This is a genomic window from Kitasatospora sp. NPDC005751 (assembly GCF_040630835.1).
GTDB lineage: Bacteria > Actinomycetota > Actinomycetes > Streptomycetales > Streptomycetaceae > Kitasatospora.
Map to the genome: position 1 here is coordinate 1 of NZ_JBEXYC010000088.1, position 17,685 is coordinate 17,685.

At 71.6% G+C, this 17,685-nt stretch carries 14 protein-coding genes and 2 tRNA genes; 11 read left to right on the plus strand and 5 right to left on the minus strand.

Going from position 1 to position 17,685, the window contains the following annotated elements; translation table 11 throughout:
• The first annotated feature begins 324 nt into the window (after positions 1-324).
• On the plus strand, positions 325-1,554 hold the full coding sequence (locus tag ABZ497_RS34740) for a PP2C family protein-serine/threonine phosphatase (RefSeq protein ID WP_352289197.1): 1,230 nt from the start codon (positions 325-327) through the stop codon (positions 1,552-1,554).
• A 542-nt stretch (positions 1,555-2,096) separates the two neighbouring features.
• The gene (locus ABZ497_RS34745) at positions 2,097-2,291 is read left to right on the plus strand and encodes a hypothetical protein (RefSeq protein ID WP_329487645.1); all 195 of its coding nucleotides are present in this window, start codon (positions 2,097-2,099) and stop codon (positions 2,289-2,291) included.
• Between the two features lie 62 nt (positions 2,292-2,353).
• On the opposite strand, the gene ABZ497_RS34750 is transcribed toward ABZ497_RS34745, so the two are convergent.
• Positions 2,354-3,094: a DUF6348 family protein gene (locus tag ABZ497_RS34750; protein ID WP_359811622.1), complete on the minus strand. Its 741-nt coding sequence runs from the start codon at positions 3,092-3,094 to the stop codon at positions 2,354-2,356.
• Between the two features lie 260 nt (positions 3,095-3,354).
• Between ABZ497_RS34750 and ABZ497_RS34755 the strand changes: the two genes are divergently transcribed.
• The gene (locus ABZ497_RS34755) at positions 3,355-3,906 is read left to right on the plus strand and encodes a hypothetical protein (RefSeq protein WP_329487643.1); all 552 of its coding nucleotides are present in this window, start codon (positions 3,355-3,357) and stop codon (positions 3,904-3,906) included.
• A gap of 112 nt (positions 3,907-4,018) precedes the next feature.
• Here ABZ497_RS34755 and ABZ497_RS34760 read toward each other — a convergent pair.
• Positions 4,019-4,089, minus strand: a tRNA-Gly gene (locus tag ABZ497_RS34760).
• Positions 4,090-4,232: 143 nt separating this feature from the next.
• On the opposite strand from ABZ497_RS34760, the gene ABZ497_RS34765 reads away from it, so the two are divergent.
• The 6 genes from ABZ497_RS34765 (at position 4,233) to clpX (ending at position 10,816) form a co-directional block, all read left to right on the plus strand.
• Positions 4,233-4,306 (plus strand) — tRNA-Pro (locus ABZ497_RS34765).
• Between the two features lie 163 nt (positions 4,307-4,469).
• Positions 4,470-5,939 (plus strand): DHA2 family efflux MFS transporter permease subunit, encoded by a 1,470-nt coding sequence (locus ABZ497_RS34770; protein ID WP_359811625.1) that lies wholly within the window; start codon positions 4,470-4,472, stop codon positions 5,937-5,939.
• Positions 5,940-6,194: 255 nt separating this feature from the next.
• Positions 6,195-7,598: a trigger factor gene (tig, locus tag ABZ497_RS34775; protein WP_329487641.1), complete on the plus strand. Its 1,404-nt coding sequence runs from the start codon at positions 6,195-6,197 to the stop codon at positions 7,596-7,598.
• A gap of 319 nt (positions 7,599-7,917) precedes the next feature.
• Positions 7,918-8,523 (plus strand): ATP-dependent Clp protease proteolytic subunit, encoded by a 606-nt coding sequence (locus ABZ497_RS34780; RefSeq protein ID WP_148645913.1) that lies wholly within the window; start codon positions 7,918-7,920, stop codon positions 8,521-8,523.
• Between the two features lie 58 nt (positions 8,524-8,581).
• Entirely contained in the window at positions 8,582-9,244 is a 663-nt protein-coding gene (locus ABZ497_RS34785; RefSeq protein WP_327676905.1) for an ATP-dependent Clp protease proteolytic subunit, read from the plus strand.
• A 282-nt stretch (positions 9,245-9,526) separates the two neighbouring features.
• Positions 9,527-10,816 (plus strand): ATP-dependent Clp protease ATP-binding subunit ClpX, encoded by a 1,290-nt coding sequence (clpX, locus tag ABZ497_RS34790; RefSeq protein ID WP_030397392.1) that lies wholly within the window; start codon positions 9,527-9,529, stop codon positions 10,814-10,816.
• A 79-nt stretch (positions 10,817-10,895) separates the two neighbouring features.
• Here clpX and ABZ497_RS34795 read toward each other — a convergent pair whose 3' ends face one another.
• Together ABZ497_RS34795 and ABZ497_RS34800 are read right to left on the minus strand one after the other, a co-directional pair.
• On the minus strand, positions 10,896-11,708 hold the full coding sequence (locus ABZ497_RS34795; RefSeq protein ID WP_359811629.1) for a hypothetical protein: 813 nt from the start codon (positions 11,706-11,708) through the stop codon (positions 10,896-10,898).
• 97 nt (positions 11,709-11,805) lie between these two features.
• Complete coding sequence (locus tag ABZ497_RS34800; RefSeq protein WP_359811631.1) at positions 11,806-12,660, minus strand: hypothetical protein; 855 nt, start codon at positions 12,658-12,660, stop codon at positions 11,806-11,808.
• Between the two features lie 212 nt (positions 12,661-12,872).
• Here ABZ497_RS34800 and ABZ497_RS34805 point away from each other — a divergent pair, with 212 nt between their 5' ends.
• Both ABZ497_RS34805 and ABZ497_RS34810 read left to right on the plus strand, forming a co-directional pair.
• Entirely contained in the window at positions 12,873-15,485 is a 2,613-nt protein-coding gene (locus ABZ497_RS34805; RefSeq protein ID WP_359811638.1) for a valine--tRNA ligase, read from the plus strand.
• 315 nt (positions 15,486-15,800) lie between these two features.
• Positions 15,801-16,328 carry a hypothetical protein gene (locus ABZ497_RS34810; RefSeq protein WP_329487637.1) on the plus strand — a complete coding sequence of 176 codons (528 nt, stop codon included), beginning with the start codon at positions 15,801-15,803 and terminating at the stop codon, positions 16,326-16,328.
• Positions 16,329-16,337: 9 nt separating this feature from the next.
• On the opposite strand, the gene ABZ497_RS34815 is transcribed toward ABZ497_RS34810, so the two are convergent.
• A partial coding sequence (locus ABZ497_RS34815) for an NF041680 family putative transposase (RefSeq protein ID WP_359811634.1) occupies positions 16,338-17,685 on the minus strand: 1,348 nt, incomplete at its 5' end.

The window sequence follows — 17,685 nt, forward strand, 5'->3', positions numbered from 1 at the left end:
GGGAAGCCGGCGGTCAGCGGGCGGCCGGTGCCGGCGAACGAGCTGCCGATCAGCGAGGAGAGGAACGGGGTCCGCGGGCCCGCGCGCCGTCCTGTGTGATCGGCCACAGCGCCCGCCCCGCCCGTCCGGCGCGCCGACGGCGCCGCGCCCGGCACGCGGGTGCGGCCCGCACGGTTCGTCCGCCCAACCGGCGTACGCCTCCTGACGCAGCGGCCGACGCCCGCCGCGATCGGCCGAAACCCACTGACGCGCCCGCGCCACGGCGGCGCCGCCCGCGCCCGGGCCGTCGACGCCGACCCGTACCGGTGGATATGGTCGGTCCCCATGGCTGGCAGACCGCCGGGCGAAACGCCCCAGACGACTGCGACGAGGCCCGGCGCCGCCACGGCGCCCGACCCCGTGACGGCCCGGTTGCGCAAGAAGCTCCGCCGGGTCCGCCGAAGGCTGCGCACCGCCGGTGTCGACTACTTCCGCGGCGGCGCCGCCGACTGGCCGGTGCTCTGCGTGCTGGCCCTGCTCGTCCCGCTGCTGATCCTGCTCAACATCTGGATCCCCGCCTGGGTCCCGCCCACCTCACTGGTCCTGCCGATCCTGGCCGCCGCCCTGCTGCTGCGCCCCGGCAGCCTGGTGGTGCTCTACGCGCTGGCCGCGCTCGGCCTCTCCGCCGAGTCCGTGATCCACACCGGCCAGCGGGTCGCCAGCGCCGATCCGGACGCCTACACCTACGGCGTCACCCCCGGCGCCGCCCTGGTGGTCGGCGCGGCCGGGGTCGGCGGCCTGCTGCTGGCCCAGTTCCGCAGCCGGGTCGGCGTCCCCTGGTGGGGCGGTTCCACGATGCTCTTCGACCTGCGCGAGCGGCTGCGGGTGCAGAGCCGCGTCCCGGAGCTGCCGGACGGCTGGCACGCCGACATGGCGCTGCGCCCGGCCGGCGGGCAGTCCTTCTCCGGGGACTTCGTGGTCGCCGCCCGGACCGGCCCCGCCCAGCGGGTGCTGGAGGTGGTCCTGGCGGACGTCTCGGGCAAGGGCATGGACGCCGGTTCGCGGGCCCTGCTGCTCTCCGGCGCATTCGGCGGCCTGGTCGGCTCGCTGCCCGCGCACGACTTCCTGCCCGCCGCCAACGGCTACCTGCTCCGCCAGTCCTGGGAGGAGGGCTTCGCCACCGCCGTCCACCTGGTCCTCGACCTGGACACGGGGGAGTACGAGCTCCTGTCGGCGGGCCACCTGCCCGGGATGCAGCGGCTCGCGGGCGCCGGGCGCTGGGAGATCAAGGAGACCACCGAGGGTCCGCTGCTCGGCATCTACGACGGTGCCAAGTTCGAGGGCGTGCGGGGCCGGCTCAACCGCGGCGACGTCCTGATGCTCTGCACCGACGGCATGGTCGAAGCGCCCGGCCGGGACCTCTCGGACGGGATGGACCGGCTGATGGGCGAGGCCGACCGGCTGGTCCCCGGCGGCGGTCCGGGCGCCGGCGCGGGCGCCGCCGCCCGGCTGATCGAGACGGTCGCCCGGGACATCAACGACGACCGCGCCGTCCTGTTGCTCTGGCGCGACTGACCGCGCGCGTCCCCGCCGGCCCGGCCCGGGAGGCCCTGACCGGGCCGGTTCCCCCCGACGGGCGGGCGGGCGGTTCCCGGGCACATGCCGCGGGCAGCTGCTGTCAAGCCTGGGAGCTGATCTTCGGCCATTTCCGACCCGCCGTCACCGGAGCGGACCAGCCCGTTCCGGTCCGGCCCGCCGGCCGTTTCCCGGCCGCTCAGCGGCGCCCCACCGACGATTCGTCAGAACGGCTCCGCTATCGTCTCGGTCGGCGGAAACTCGTCTCGCATCGCAGGATATCGGCGTTCGGCTGACAGTCAGACCTTTACGCAATCGGCACGGTCGACCACACTGAGTCCGGGCGGGACTGGTCAGGATTCGGGGGATGGGGGCGCCACATGCGGCACGACGGACACCGTCCGGCCGTACCGGACTCTCCTTCCGGCCGCGACACGTCGGACGAACTGCCGTTCCGCCTCGGGACCGTCGGACAGGCCGGGGTCCGGCTTCGCAGGGGTCAGCCGATGGCGCCCCGCTATGAAACGAGGAAGTGAGTCCGGGTGGCACTCTCCGTCTCCGCACTGGTCCTGTTCGGCGTCATCTGCTTCATCTTCATCCGCAACAAGCAACTGAAGGTCGGGCACGCCATCCTGGCCGCCCTGTTCGGCTTCATGCTCAACCAGAGCACGGCCGCCAAGCCGATCCAGGACTTCCTGAGCCAGATCGCCAAGAGCATCTCCAACATCGCCAGCTGACCCCCGGCCCCGGTCGGGGCCCCGAGAGCGGGTTCAGTGGGGGAGGAGGCCGGCCGTCCGGGTCACCGGTCGGCCCGTCTGGCCTGCCGCCAGCGGGCGAACAGCCCGCGGGCCCGGGCCGCCGCCAGGGCCCGCGGCCGAACCGTGACGGGCGCCGCCACGCCCGTCGGGGCGGTCGTCACCACCGCCGTGTCCGGGGCCGTCAGCAGCACGAACAGCCGTGCCCAGCAAAGCCGTTCGCCGCGCGGCCAGTCCAGCGCGCGCAGCGCCGCCGACGCGGCCTCCGACACCTCGCCGTTGACCCGGACCTCGGCGACGTCGTCCCCCGACTTGCCGCCGAGGAAGAGCTTCACCCCGTTCAACTGCCGCCCGGCCAGGTCCGGCAGCAGCGCGGGCGCCAGGGCGGGCAGCACCCGGTGCTCCGCCAGCCAGCCGGCCAGCCGTTCGTTGCCGAAGCCGAACACCGCCGCCGGCCCCTGTACGGCGTGCCAGCCGGGCAGTTCCGCGTGATCGGCGTGGTCGGCGTACTCGCCGCGGCGTTCCCGCAGTTCGACCAGCGCCGCCGCGGTGGTGGTCGCCCACATCCGCACCGCGTTGTCGAGCTTCTCCTCCTCGGTCTTGCCGAGGCCGGCCGAGCAGTCCCAGACCACCGGCGCGTCCGCCCGGCCCAGCCGCAGCACGAAGCCCAGGTCGACGTGGCCGGCGCCGTCGATGCCGGGGTGCTCCCGGACGGCCACCGCGGTGGTGCCAGGACCGCGCACCACCTCGCCGTCGACGGTGAATTCCTGCCCGAAGCGTGCCATTTCCCGGACCACAGAGCGCTGTATGACGGCCAGTCGGTCCTGGGGACGCACCGGACACTCCTCCACCCTCGGGTTCGCAGCGTTCTCGAACTGCTCTCGAACTACTTTCGAACGCCGCCGAGGCTATCGGCCCGGAGCCCTGCCGGGAAACCGAAGCGGACCGCCGCCCGTCGGCGTGAGCCCGGCTCTCCGGTCGCAGAAATGTCCCCTATGCACCATTTTGGGTAGCGGCAACCGTAGGCCACCGCCTGGAGAACCGCATGCCCCGCACCGACCTGACGCCCGCTCCGCCGCTGCTCACCCCGGACGGCACCGGCCTGGTCGCCGAGATCGAGGCGTACCTCGCCACGCTGCCCGCTCCGGCGCGCACTCCGGCGCCCTACCTCCGGCCGCCGTACGTCTGCCCGCTCGGCTCGACCGTGCAGCCGTGGCACGCCGGCCACCCCTCGCCCCGGGCCACGCTGCTGGACCGCGCGCTGCGCCGGCCGCCCCGTCCGGTGCCGGTGAGCGCCGCCGAGCACCTGCGGCTGGCCTCCCGCTACATCGGCGCGGCCGGCTGGCTGCAGGGCGCGATGTGGGACGGCGCCGGCCGGGTCTGCCTGCTCGGCGCCCAGGCCGCCGTCCTCGCCCACGGCTACGGGACCCCGGACACCGTCCGCACCGCCCGGACGCAGCTGATGGAGGTGCTGCACGCCACCGGCCGGCCCGCGGCCTCCCCGGACGAGTACAACGACCGGCCCACCACCCGGCAGGCCGATGTCCACCAGCTGCTCGACCGGGCGGCGGCCCGCGCCGGACGGCTCGGCCTCTGACGGACCGCCGGGCGGCCCCGGTGCCGACGGGCGGCGCCGGGTGCTGACGGGAGGGCGGGAAACGCGACGGCCCCGGAACGACGGTGACGTCGTTCCGGGGCCGGGCGGTCGGAGCGGGTGACGAGAATCGAACTCGCGTGACTAGTTTGGAAGACTAGGGCTCTACCATTGAGCTACACCCGCGCGATCCTCCGGCCGTCGCCGGACGGAAGGTCGGGAACAGCGTACCTGGTCCGGTCGCCCGAGCGCACACCACATTCGTTCCGGGGCCCCGGATATGTCGCCGACCGGGCGGGGCCCGGCGTGTACGCTTCCTCTCGGCACCACGGGGTGTGGCGCAGTTTGGTAGCGCGTCCGCTTTGGGAGCGGAAGGCCGTCGGTTCGAATCCGGTCACCCCGACAGTGCGGCAGGGTCTCGTCCTCGGCGGGGCCCTGTTGGCGTCTCCGGGGGTCCCGAGAGGTCCGGTCGCCGGCCCGTGGGCCCGGAAGATCGAGCCTGTTGTCCTTTTCGGCCCGGTCCGGCATGGTGAATGGTTGACCTTTCACCAAATGCTGGAGCCCGGATGAGCCCGATGAGGATGAACCCCAAGATCGCGGTCGGAGTCGTCTTCGTCGCCTCGCTCTTCATGTCGATCATGGACACCACGATCGTCAACGTCGCCCTGCCGGCGATCGGCCGGGAGTTCGGCACCGATCCGGCCGGGGTCGGCGTGATCAACGTCGGCTACCTGGTCAGCCTGGCCGTCTTCGTCCCGCTCTCCGGCTGGCTGGGGGACCGCTTCGGCACCCGGCGGGTCTTCCTCGCCTCGCTCGCCCTGTTCACCGTCGCCTCGCTGCTCTGCGGCGCGGCCGGCTCGATGACCTCGCTCACCCTCTACCGGATCCTCCAGGGCGCGGCCGGCGGCCTGCTCACGCCGGTCGGGATGACCATGCTCTTCCGGGCCTTCCCGCAGGAGGAGCGGATGCGGGCGACCCGCATCCTGATGCTGCCCACCGCCGTCGCGCCGGCCGCCGGGCCGGTGCTCGGCGGCTGGCTGGTGGACGGCTGGTCCTGGCACTGGGTCTTCATCGTCAACGTGCCGGTCGGCCTCGCCGCCCTGGTCTTCGGGCTGCTCGCGCTGCCGGACTACCGCGCCGAGCGGGCCGGGCGCTTCGACGCGGCCGGCTTCCTGCTCTCCGCCGTCGGCTTCGGCGCCGCGATGTACGCGCTCTCCGAGGGCGCGTCGCAGGGCTGGGGGAGCGCGCGGATCGTGGCCTCCGCGCTCGTCGGCGGCTGCGCGCTGGCGGCCCTGGTCGTGGTCGAGCTGCGCCTGCCCGAGCCGATGCTCGACCTGCGGCTCTTCCGGGACCGCATCTTCCGCACCACCAACCTGCTCTCGCTCTTCTCCGGCGCCGCCTTCCTCGGCATGCTCTACCTCTTCCCGCTGCTGATGCAGGACGCGCTCGGCATGGACGCCCTGCACAGCGGTCTGATGGTCTTCCCCGAGGCGCTCGGGGTGATGCTCGCCTCCCAGATCGCGAGCCGCCTGTACCCGAGGATCGGCCCGCGCCGGATCCTGGCCACCGGCTCCGCCGTGGTGGCCTGCTGCCTGGCCCTGATGGCCACGATCGGGCCGGACAGCAACCTCTGGGCGGTCCGCGCGCTGATGTTCGTCACCGGGTACGCGATGTCGCACGTCTTCATGCCCTCGCAGACCGCCGCCTTCGCCACGATCAGCGCCCGCGACACCGGCGCCGCCTCCACCCTCTACAACGCGCAGCGCCAGCTCGGCTCCGCGCTCGGGGTCGCGGTGCTCGGCACCGTGCTGACGGCCGTGGGGGCCGTCACCGTGAACGCCTCGGGTACGCCCGTGGCGAACCTCGCCGCCTACCGGGCGGCCTTCCTCACCGCCGCCGGCCTGGCGCTGGCGGCGGCCGCGATCTCCTTGCTGGTACGGGATTCCGACGCCGCCGCCACCATGCGCGCGGTACCGGCCGGGGGTACCGGCGAGGGGGCGGCCGAATCCGTCGCGGAGCCCGTCGGGAAGGGCTGAGCGACCCCCGGCGGCGACGTCCTGGCGTCCGCCTTTCGTGGTACCGGTAGGATGGGGCGCTGGCGGTAGTCCCTGTGGCGTCAACCCAGGTCAACCGCACGAGGGCGAGGAGTCACGCTCACCGTCCACCCCCCACGGGAGATGCAGCTCCAACCGCCCATCGCCCGTCTCGCCCGACCCGCCCGCACCGGCCCAGGCCGGCGTCGATGGGGAGGGCGGAGGCAACCTGACCGCAAGCCCATAGGAGACCAAACCGTGAAGAGCGCCGTCGAGACTCTGAACCCGACCCGGGTTCGACTCACCGTCGAGGTGCCCTTCGAGGAGCTCAAGCCCAGCCTCGACGCGGCGTACAAGAAGATCAACCAGCAGGTCTCGGTCCCGGGCTTCCGCAAGGGCAAGATCCCGAACCGTGTCATCGACCAGCGTTTCGGTCGTGGCGCCGTGCTGGAGGAGGCCGTCAACGACGCCCTCCCGCGCTTCTACACGCAGGCCGTCGACGAGGGCAAGATCGAGGTCCTCGGCCAGCCCGACATCACCAACATCGAGGGTGTCGAGACGATCGCCGACGGCGGTGACCTGAAGTTCACCGCCGAGGTCGACATTCGTCCCGAGATCACCCTTCCGGACTTCTCGACCATCGAGGTCACCGTCGACCCGATCGTGGTCACCGACGAGGACGTCGACAAGTCGCTGGAGCAGCTGCGCGAGCGCTTCTCCTCGGTCAAGGACGTCGAGCGCGCCGCGGCCGCCGGCGACATCGTGGTCGTCGACCTTGAGGCCAAGGTCGACGGCGAGGTGCCGGAGGACGGCATCGCCAAGGCCGTCAGCTACGAGATCGGCTCCGGCCGTCTGATCGACGGCATCGACGACGCCGTCGTCGGCCTGGAGGCCGGTGGCACCGCCACCTTCTCCACCGAGCTCAAGGGCGGCACCCAGGCGGGCAAGACCTCCGAGGTCACCGTCACCGTCACCGCCGTCCAGGAGAAGGAGCTCCCCGAGCTGGACGACGAGTTCGCCCAGCTGGCCAGCGAGTTCGACTCGCTGGAGGAGCTGCGCGGCGACTCCCGCAAGCGCCTGGAGCGCATGAAGGAGTACGACCAGGCCACCCAGGCCCAGGAGAAGGTGCTCGACGCGCTGCTGGCGCTGGTCGAGATCGAGTTCCCGGAGAAGCTCCTCAAGGACGAGATCGAGACCCGCAAGCACAACCTGGAGCACCACCAGCTGGAGCCGATGGGCCTCAACCTCGCGACCTACCTGGAGACCCAGGGCAAGACCGAGGAGGAGTTCCTCGCGGAGACCGAGGAGCAGGCGAAGAAGGGCATCAAGACCCAGTTCGTCCTGGACCAGATCGTCGCCGACGAGGAGCTGGGCGTCGACCAGCAGGAGCTCACCGAGCACCTCATCCGCCGCGCCGCCGGCTCGGGCCTGACCCCGGACCAGTTCGCGCAGCAGGTCGTCCAGGGTGGCCAGGTGCCGCTGCTGGTCGGCGAGGTCGCCCGCGGCAAGGCGCTGGCCACCGTGGTCGAGGCCGCCAAGGTCGTCGACACCGAGGGCAACGAGATCAACTTCGACGACGACGAGACCGACGAGTCGGCCGAGACCGTCGCCGCCGAGGCGCCGGCCGCCGAGGCCGACGCCGAGGAGAAGACCGAGGCCTGACCGCCCCGGTCCGACTGACGCAGTAGCGGGCCCGGACGCCGTACGCGGCGTCCGGGCCCGTCGCGTTCCCCGGCCGACCGCGTTCCCCGCCGGTCGCGGCGGCCCGCCGCCCCGGCCGCGCCGTGAACCCTGCGCTCACAGCGAACAGTTCGGCGTGAGGGATTCTGCGGCCCGGCCTGCGCGTTAGGGTCCTTGGACAGCAACAATCACACCGTGATACCCGGAAGCTGTGCGACACCGTGAGGGCCGTGGCACGGCCCTCCAAATCGACTGAGCAGGTGGCTAAGTGACGTTCCCGCAGATGCAGATGCCTGGCCCGATGGCGCCGCACGCCGCCTCTGGTGACGTGCTCGGCGGCCTGGGCGACCAGGTCTACAACCGGCTGCTCAACGAGCGGATCATCTTCCTCGGCCAGCAGGTCGACGACGACATCGCCAACAAGATCACCGCCCAGCTGCTCCTGCTGGCCGCGGACCCGGACAAGGACATCTTCCTCTACATCAACTCCCCGGGCGGCTCGATCTCGGCCGGCATGGCGATCTACGACACCATGCAGTACATCAAGAACGACGTCGTCACCATCGCGATGGGCATGGCCGCCTCGATGGGCCAGTTCCTGCTGACCGCCGGCGCCAAGGGCAAGCGCTTCTCGCTGCCGAACGCCAACATCCTGATGCACCAGCCGTCCGCCGGTCTCGGCGGCTCGGCCACGGACATCCGCATCCAGGCGGAGCAGCTGCTCCGCACCAAGAAGCGGATGTCCGAGCTGATCGCCTTCCACAGCGGCCAGTCCTTCGAGCAGATCACCGCGGACTCCGACCGCGACCGCTGGTTCACGCCCGAGGAGGCCCTGGAGTACGGCCTGATCGACGCGATCATGCACAGCGCCGCGGACGTCCCCGGCGGCGGCGGCACGGGCGCCTGAGCCTCGGCCCGGCTCCCACGAGACCACAGCCACAACGCTCCGGAGGACTAGAACCCCCATGAACATCCCCAGCCTGTCCAGCGCCAAGGCACGCGTCGAGGACATGCGCGCCGAGGGCCGCTACATCGTCCCGCGCTTCGTCGAGCGCACCTCGCAGGGCATCCGTGAGTACGACCCGTACGCCAAGCTGTTCGAGGAGCGCATCATCTTCCTCGGCTCGCAGGTCGACGACGTCTCCGCGAACGACATCATGGCTCAGCTGCTCTGCCTGGAGTCGATGGACCCGGACCGCGAGATCCAGATGTACATCAACTCGCCCGGTGGCTCGTTCACGGCGCTGACGGCCATCTACGACACCATGCAGTACGTGAAGCCGGACATCACCACCGTCTGCATGGGCCAGGCCGCCTCCGCCGCCGCCGTGCTGCTCGCGGCCGGCACCCCCGGCAAGCGGATGGCGCTGCCGAACGCCCGCATCCTGATCCACCAGCCGTACACCGAGACCGGCCGCGGCCAGGTCTCGGACCTGGAGATCCAGGCCCGCGAGATCTTCCGGATGCGCGAGCAGCTGGAGGAGATGCTCTCCAAGCACTCCAACAAGTCGGTGGAGCAGGTCCGCGACGACATCGAGCGCGACAAGATCCTCACGGCCGAGGAGGCCGTCGAGTACGGTCTGGTCGACCTCGTCATCTCCACCCGCAAGGCCTCGCTGACCTCCTGAGGCCGGCACTCTCCCGCCCTGCCCCCGGCGGGGCGGGGCGAAGCTCCCGGGCGGGGCGCGCAAGGAGTCGCGCGCCCCGCCCCCGGCGCATCGGCGGCGCGGCCGCCGGCATCTGTTCGGTATCAATTCGCCCAGGGCGTAGGGCAGACCTGGCGAAGAGGACGGAATCAGGGGCCCGGCAGAGTACCGTCGGATAGCGAGACCGGGCGCCGTCGGCGTGTACGGTCCACAGCACCAGGCCCCGGAACCCCCGCGGGGCCCCTGGCGAAGGGGAAGCACCTCGTGGCACGCATCGGAGACGGTGGCGACCTGCTCAAGTGCTCGTTCTGCGGCAAGTCGCAGAAGCAGGTGAAGAAGCTGATCGCCGGCCCAGGCGTGTACATCTGCGACGAGTGCATCGACCTGTGCAACGAGATCATCGAGGAGGAGCTCGCAGAGACCTCCGAGGTGCGTTTCGAGGAGCTCCCGAAGCCGCGCGAGATCTACGAGTTCCTGGACCAGTACGTGGTCGGCCAGGACCTCGCCAAGAAGGCGCTGTCGGTGGCGGTGTACAACCACTACAAGCGCGTGCAGGCGGGCGAGGCCGGCCGCAGCGGCGGCAACGGCCGTGAGGACGCCATCGAGCTGGCGAAGTCCAACATCCTGCTGCTCGGCCCGACCGGCTCCGGCAAGACGCTGCTCGCGCAGACGCTCGCCCGGATGCTGAACGTGCCGTTCGCGATCGCCGACGCCACCGCGCTGACCGAGGCCGGGTACGTCGGCGAGGACGTCGAGAACATCCTGCTGAAGCTGATCCAGGCGGCCGACTACGACGTCAAGAAGGCCGAGACCGGGATCATCTACATCGACGAGATCGACAAGGTCGCCCGCAAGAGCGAGAACCCGTCGATCACCCGGGACGTCTCCGGCGAGGGCGTGCAGCAGGCCCTGCTGAAGATCCTGGAGGGCACCACCGCCTCGGTGCCGCCGCAGGGCGGGCGCAAGCACCCGCACCAGGAGTTCATCCAGATCGACACCACCAACGTGCTGTTCATCGTGGGTGGCGCGTTCGCCGGCCTGGAGCGGATCATCGAGGGCCGCGCGGGCGCCAAGGGCATCGGCTTCGGCGCGAACATCCGCTCCAAGCGGGAGCAGGACGCCAGCGACCACTTCCGTCAGGTGATGCCGGAGGACCTGGTCAAGTTCGGCATGATCCCGGAGTTCATCGGCCGCCTTCCGGTGATCACCAGCGTGCACAACCTCGACCGCGAGGCGCTGCTGCAGATCCTCACCGAGCCGAAGAACGCGCTGGTCAAGCAGTACCGCAAGCTCTTCGAACTGGACGGCGTCGAGCTGGAGTTCTCCCGCGACGCGCTGGAGGCGATCGCCGACCAGGCGATCCTGCGCGGCACCGGCGCGCGTGGCCTGCGGGCCATCATGGAGGAGGTGCTGATGTCCGTGATGTACGAGGTGCCCTCGCGTCAGGACGTCGCCCGCGTGGTGGTCACCGGGGACGTCGTCTCCAAGCACGCCATTCCCACGCTCGTCCCGCGTGACATGATCAAGCGGGAGCGGCGCGACAAGAGCGCCTGACCTTCCGCGTGAAAGGGCCCCCGAAGACCGTCGGTCGGTCTCCGGGGGCCCTCGCGTTCCACGCCGCGGGCGGAGGAGGTTACTTCGCCACCTCGGCGACCGCGCGCAGGTCGCGGGCGTCGGCCGCGAGCTTCTCCAGGTCCGGCGCCTTGCCGTCCTCGGGCGCCTGCATCAGCAGCACCAGGGTGCTGTTGTCGGCCCAGGCGCAGATGCCCAGGTCGGTGCCGGACTGGGTGGCCTTGGCGCACTCCATGGTGCCGCCCTTGGAGCCGGCGTCGACCGCGTGCCGGTCGGTGACGGTGGGGCCGCCGGACGAGAAGCCCTTGAACATGGCGTCCAGCTCCTGCTTCGGGAGCAGCACCTTGCCGTAGCCGCCGACCACGATGAGCTGGGGCTCCTCCGAGGAGTCCTGGTAGACGGCGCTGACGCCGGTCGGGTTCCAGGCGCCGTCGCCCTTGCCGAACTCGGAGGTGATCTCCTTCTCCATCGCGTCGGCGATCTCGTTGTCGGTGTCCTTCGTGAGGTCCTTGAAGGTGGCCGGCAGGACGATCTTCTGGGTGCCCGCGTTGGACGTCACGTCGAAGACGAAGTAGGCGAGACCGCCGCCGATCAGCGCCAGCACGCCGACGAACACGCCGAGCAGGATCCAGAGCGTCTTGCGGGACTTGCGCGGCGGAACCGGGGCGTACGCGCCGTAGCCCGGGTAGCCGGGCTGGCCCTCCGCCGGCGGGAAGCCGGGCGGCGTGCCCTGCGGCGGGACGGCGCCCCAGGCCTGGTCGGCCGGGGGCGGCGGGGGCGTCGCGCCGTAGCCGGGCTGGGGCGGCACGGGAGCGCCGCCCTGGGGCTGTCCGGCGGGCGGCGGCGGGGCTCCGTACGGGGTCTGATCGGTCACGATGGCCCTTTCTGGGGACGGGAGGGGACGGGACGGCGGACGTGACGCACTCCCACCCGGAGCCGGGTGGCAGGTGTGAGGGTGGGCGGCGCCGGGGCTACTTGGCGACGACCATGGCGGAGCGGATCGCCCGGGTCTTCTCGGCGGCCTGGGCCGGGGTGAGCGCGGTCTGGGCGGCGCCGGTGAGGCTGGCCTTCAGGAAGGAGACCCGGGCCGTGGTCGACTTGTCGGCCCAGATGCAGACGGTGGACTGCGACTTGCCGCCGAGCACGCCGTAGACGCCGCAGGAGAGCTTGGCCGAGGAGTTGTGGCTGTCCTGGGCCGGGAACTCCGCCAGCGGGGTGGTCCAGCTGCCGCCCTCACCGGGCTTCTCGGAGTCCTTCATGATCTTGTCCGGGTCGTCGAGGTTCCCGTAGACGCCGATCACGCTGATGGTGTCCAGCGGGTCCGCGCCCTTGGCGTAACTGGCGACCAGCACGTGCAGGTCGGTGCCGAGCTTGGAGGTCTCGGCCTTGCTCGGGTCGGCGGCCTGCTCCTTGGCGGACTTCTGGGTGTAGCCGTCCGGCAGCGACTGGGCGGCGGTGATCTTGTACTTCCCGCCGGTGTCCCCGCCGAGGACCTTGTAGAGGCCGAAGCCGCCGCCGCCCAGCACCAGGGCCCCGATCACCAGGCCGACCACCAGCCCGGCCCTGCTCTTCTTCGGCGGCGGCGCGACCGGGTAGCCGGGCGCGCCGTACGGGGCCTGCGGCGCCGCCGCGCCGTAGGGCGGCTGCGGGGCGCCGTACGGGGGCTGGGGCGCGCCGTACTGCGGGGCCGGGGCCCCCTGCTGCGGATAGCCGTACTGCTGCGGCGGCTGGCCGTAGGGCGGCTGCGGCTGCGGTGCGCCGTAGGGCTGCGGTGCCCCGTACGGCTGCGGCTGACCCTGCGGATACTGCTGACCCTGGCCGTACATCTGCCTGTGCTCCCCCGCCGCGCCCGCGGCCTGTCGTGATGAAGTCCTCCGTGTCCCTACCAAGGACCGGACGATTGTGCGGGCACGTTATCGCACAGGGCCGACGGCCCGCCCGGGCCGGGCGCGAGGGGCCCGGACCGAAAGCGGTTCGTAACCCACGTCCCCAGGTACGTAAACTGTGCGTCGTGACCGACACCACGAACCAGCGCCCCGTGAGCACTCACGCCGGGGACGACGCAGCCACCCTCCCGACGACCTACGCTCCGGCGGACGTAGAGGGCGAGCTGTACGAGCGCTGGGTAGAGCGCGGTTACTTCACGGCCGACGCCAAGAGCGACAAGCCCCCGTACGCCATCGTCATCCCGCCGCCGAACGTCACGGGCAGCCTCCACCTGGGCCACGCCTTCGAGCACACGCTGATCGACGCCCTCGTCCGCCGCAAGCGGATGCAGGGCTACGAGGCCCTCTGGCAGCCCGGCATGGACCACGCCGGCATCGCCACCCAGAACGTCGTCGAGCGCGAGCTGGCCAAGGAGGGCAAGTCCCGCCACGACCTCGGCCGGGAGGCCTTCGTCGACCGGGTCTGGCAGTGGAAGGCGGAGTCCGGCGGCCAGATCTCCGGTCAGATGCGCCGCCTCGGCGACGGCGTGGACTGGTCCCGCGAGCGCTTCACCATGGACGAGGGGCTCTCCCAGGCCGTCCAGACCATCTTCAAGAAGCTCTTCGACGACGAGCTGATCTACCGCGCCGAGCGCATCATCAACTGGTGCCCGCGCTGCCTCACCGCGATCTCGGACATCGAGGTGGAGTACCAGGACGACGACGGCGAGCTCGTCTCCATCCGCTACGGCGAGGGCGACGCCTCGATCGTCGTCGCCACCACCCGGGCCGAGACGATGCTCGGCGACACCGCCGTCGCGGTCCACCCGGAGGACGAGCGCTACCGCCACCTGGTCGGCACCGAGATCGAGCTGCCGCTGACCGGCCGCCGCATCCCGGTCGTCGCCGACGCGCACGTCGACCCGGAGTTCGGCACCGGCGCCGTCAAGGTGACGCCGGCCCACGACCCGAACGACTTCGAGATCGGCCAGCGCCACGGCCTGCCGTCGATCGCCGTCATGGACGAGCACGCGGTCATCACCGTGCACGGCCCGTTCCAGGGCCTGGACCGGCTGGAGGCCCGCTCGGCCATCGTCGGCGCGCTGCGCGCCGAGGGCCGGATCGTGGCGGAGAAGCGGCCGTACGTCCACTCGGTCGGCCACTGCTCGCGCTGCAAGACCACCATCGAGCCGCGGCTGTCCATGCAGTGGTGGGTCAAGGTCGGCCCGCTCGCCCAGGCCGCGGGCGACGCGGTCCGCGACGGCAAGGTCAAGATCCACCCGCAGGAGATGGAGAAGCGCTACTTCGACTGGGTCGACAACCTCCACGACTGGTGCATCTCGCGCCAGCTCTGGTGGGGCCACCGGATCCCGGTCTGGTACGGCCCGGCCGGCGAGATCGTCTGCGTCGGCCCGGACGAGCAGCCGCCGACCGGTGAGGGCTGGCACCAGGACACCGACGTCCTGGACACCTGGTTCTCCTCCGGCCTGTGGCCCTTCTCCACCCTCGGCTGGCCCGAGCAGACCGACAGCCTGGCGAAGTTCTACCCGAACGCCGTCCTGGTGACCGGCTACGACATCCTCTTCTTCTGGGTCGCCCGGATGATGATGTTCGGCCTCTACGCGATGGACGGCACCCCGCCGTTCCACACCATCGCGCTGCACGGCATGGTCCGTGACCAGAACGGCAAGAAGATGTCGAAGTCCTTCGGCAACGTGGTGAACCCGCTGGACTGGATGGACAAGTACGGCTCCGACGCGCTGCGCTTCACGCTGGCCCGCGGCGCCAACCCGGGCGTCGACGTCCCGATCGGCGAGGACTGGGTCCAGGCGGCCCGCAACTTCGCCAACAAGATCTGGAACGCCACCCGCTTCGCGCTGATGAACGGCGCCACCGTCGAGGGCCCGCTGCCCGCGCCGGAGGAGCTGACCGCGGCCGACCGCTGGATCCTGTCCCGGCTGAACAGCACGGTCGCCGAGGTGGACGCGCTCTACGAGGACTACCAGTTCTCCAAGCTGTCCGAGGCGCTCTACCACTTCGCCTGGGACGAGGTCTTCGACTGGTACGTCGAGCTCTCCAAGACCACCCTCGCCAAGGGCGGCCCGCAGGCCGACGCCGCGCGCCGGGTGCTCGGCGAGGTCCTGGACGTCACGCTGCGGCTGCTCCACCCGATCGTCCCGTTCGTCACCGAGACCCTGTGGACGACGCTCACCGGCGCCGAGTCGGTGGTCATCGCCGACTGGCCGGCGGACAGCGGCTACCGCGACGCGGCGGCCGAGGCCGAGATCGCCACGCTCCGGCAGGTGGTGACCGAGGTCCGGCGCTTCCGCACCGACCAGGGCCTGAAGCCGGGTCAGCGGGTCCCGGCCCGGCTGGAGGTGGCCGGTACCGTGCTGGCCGTCCACGAGGACGCGATCCGCTCGCTGCTGCGGCTGACCGCTCCCGAGGAGGGCTTCTCGGCCACTGCCTCGCTCCCGGTCGCGGGCGCGACCGTGCTGCTGGACCTCTCCGGCACCATCGATGTCGCGGCGGAGCGCAAGCGCCTCGCCAAGGACCTCGCGGCCGCCGAGAAGGAGAAGGCCCAGACGGCCGGCAAGCTCGGCAACCAGGCGTTCCTCGCCAAGGCGCCGGACGACGTGGTCGCCAAGATCCGGACCCGTCAGGAGGCCGCCGAGGCCGACATCGTCCGGATCACCGCTCAGCTCGCGGCGCTGCCGCAGGCCTGACCGGCCGGCTCACCAGGGGCCGCACTCCGCCGACGCGGAGTGCGGCCCCTCGGCGTTCGCGCGGGCTTTCGGCCGGGCGCCGGCCTGGGCGGCGGGAGCGCTCCGGCCGGCCGCTCCGGCCGAACGATGAAAGGGGCCCTCTAATAGCCCAGTGCCATTGCTCTGTTCCGGCGAATATTCATCATGGACCGGGTGAAGTCCTATTCCGCCCGAATTCATTCCGGTCTTGCCCGCGCGGGTTCGCGGAAGTTTGCAGGTCGGCTGTGTACGGTGTGACGGAGTTTCGCCAGCCGACGACCGACGGGAGGGCATGGCGTGATGGTGACCGAGAAGTTGGCCGACGAACTGCCGGTGGAAGCGGTCCAGGAGGCCAAGGGCAGGGCGGCGACGCTGCTGCTCGCGTTCCGGCACGGGAACCAGCTCGCCTTCGACCACGCGCTGGACCGGCTCTTCGAGGAGCACGCGGAGCGCGAGGTGACCACCCTGCTGGCCTGGATCGCCGCCGAGGCGGTCCGCAAGGCGTACGCGCCCGAGGTGGGCGACCGGGTGCTGCACGCGATGGCCCGCCGGGCCCCGGCCGACTGCGGTGCGGTGGCGGTGGACGAGGACACCGCCGACGCGGCCCGCCTGATCGAGGCGGTGGCGGCGGGCGAGGTGACCGAGGTGCGCGGCCTGGTGGCCGCCACCGCCGACACCACCTTCCTGCTCGGCGGCCTGCTCCAGGGCGTCGCCATGATGCTGCCGCTGCTGCCCGAGGGGGAGCTGGCCGAGATCACCGCCGAACTGCGGCGCCGGCACTGCGGCCCGTGCCCCGAGATCCCGGAGGCCCGGGCCGGGGTCTGAGCTTGGCGTTTATCCTCGTCGGCCTTGATGTTCCTTGATCGAGTCTGCTCGTTTGGCCGTCTTGCCGACGTTGTGGTGTGGGGCCCGTTGCTTGTTCTTCGAGCCGGGAGGCCGTCCCGGGCCTGGCCGGGACGGTTTTGGTGCGGCTGCCGGACGGGCCGCTGTCGCGCGGATGTTGCGAAACCCCCGGCGGACGCGGGCGGGGGTGAGACGGCGGGGTTCGGTCGCCGGTCGCTCCCAGGGGCGGCGTACGTCTTCGGCCAGGGGTCGGGCGAGGCGGATCTGGGTGTGGGCGGCGATGATCAGCCAGGTCCACAGATCGGCGGTGTCGGCGTGGCGGATCTTCGGGGCGGTCCAGCCGAGGGTCTGCTTCATCAGCCGGAAGGTGTGCTCCAGGTCGAATCGGCGGAGGAAGGACTGCCACCACAGGTCCACGTCCGTGCCGGTGGCTGTGGTGGCCGAGCACCACAGCCAGACCGGCTTCGGGTCCCGGTCGCCCGGCAGACGCTCGACCTTGAGCCGGATCAACGTGCCATGCAGGATAGGTAGTTCCTCCTCGGCGTGGTCCAGCCAGGGGCCGCGGTGGGTGAGCCGAGGGTGCATCCGGTCCCAGGCCGTCGCCTCGGCGGTGCCGTAGCGGGTGGTGTCGGTGGCCGTGGTCGTGTCGGGGGTGTGCCAGGTGTCGGGTTTGGCGAAGGTGAGGACTCCGCCGTGTCGACGGGGTCGCCCGCCCTTCGGCCCGCGGCGGTCGGGGCCAGGGTCGCGGAGCATGACCCGGTCCGAGCGCAGGCGTCCGAGCAGAACCACCGGCAGGTCGGCCAGGGCGTGGGAGAGGTAGGTGACGTCGTAGCCGGAGTCCATCACGATCAGGATCTCCGGGTTGCCCGGCTCCCAGTGTCCAGCCTGGATCAACCTTCCGACGATGTCACGCAGTTGGACGGCGGTGACGGCGGTAGCGTCGTCGGCCGGTCCCAGGCGCACGGCATCCAGCAGCGCGACCCAGGAGGTGCGGCCGGATTCCAGCGCGGCGACGAAGGAGTACGGCCAGCCCGGAACGAACTGGTCCCGGCTGCGGTCCCCGCGTCCGTAGACATGGCAGAACAGCCGCTCGTCGCTTGTCGGGGCGTCGGGGCGAAGCCAGTTGCTCACGTCCACTGCCAGCACGATCCGCCCGTCGGCCGCCCGCGGCAGCGGCAGGCCGGCCAGGACCTTGCGCAGTCGGGCGGGCTCGACCCAGCCCCGGTCCAGCCCCCGGTACAGCGCACCGTGCCCGCGCCGGTGTTCGGCCGCCAACGACAGCTCGACCAGCGTCCTGACCGGCCCCTCCGCACACAGCACCGCGTCCGTGAGCTCGAAG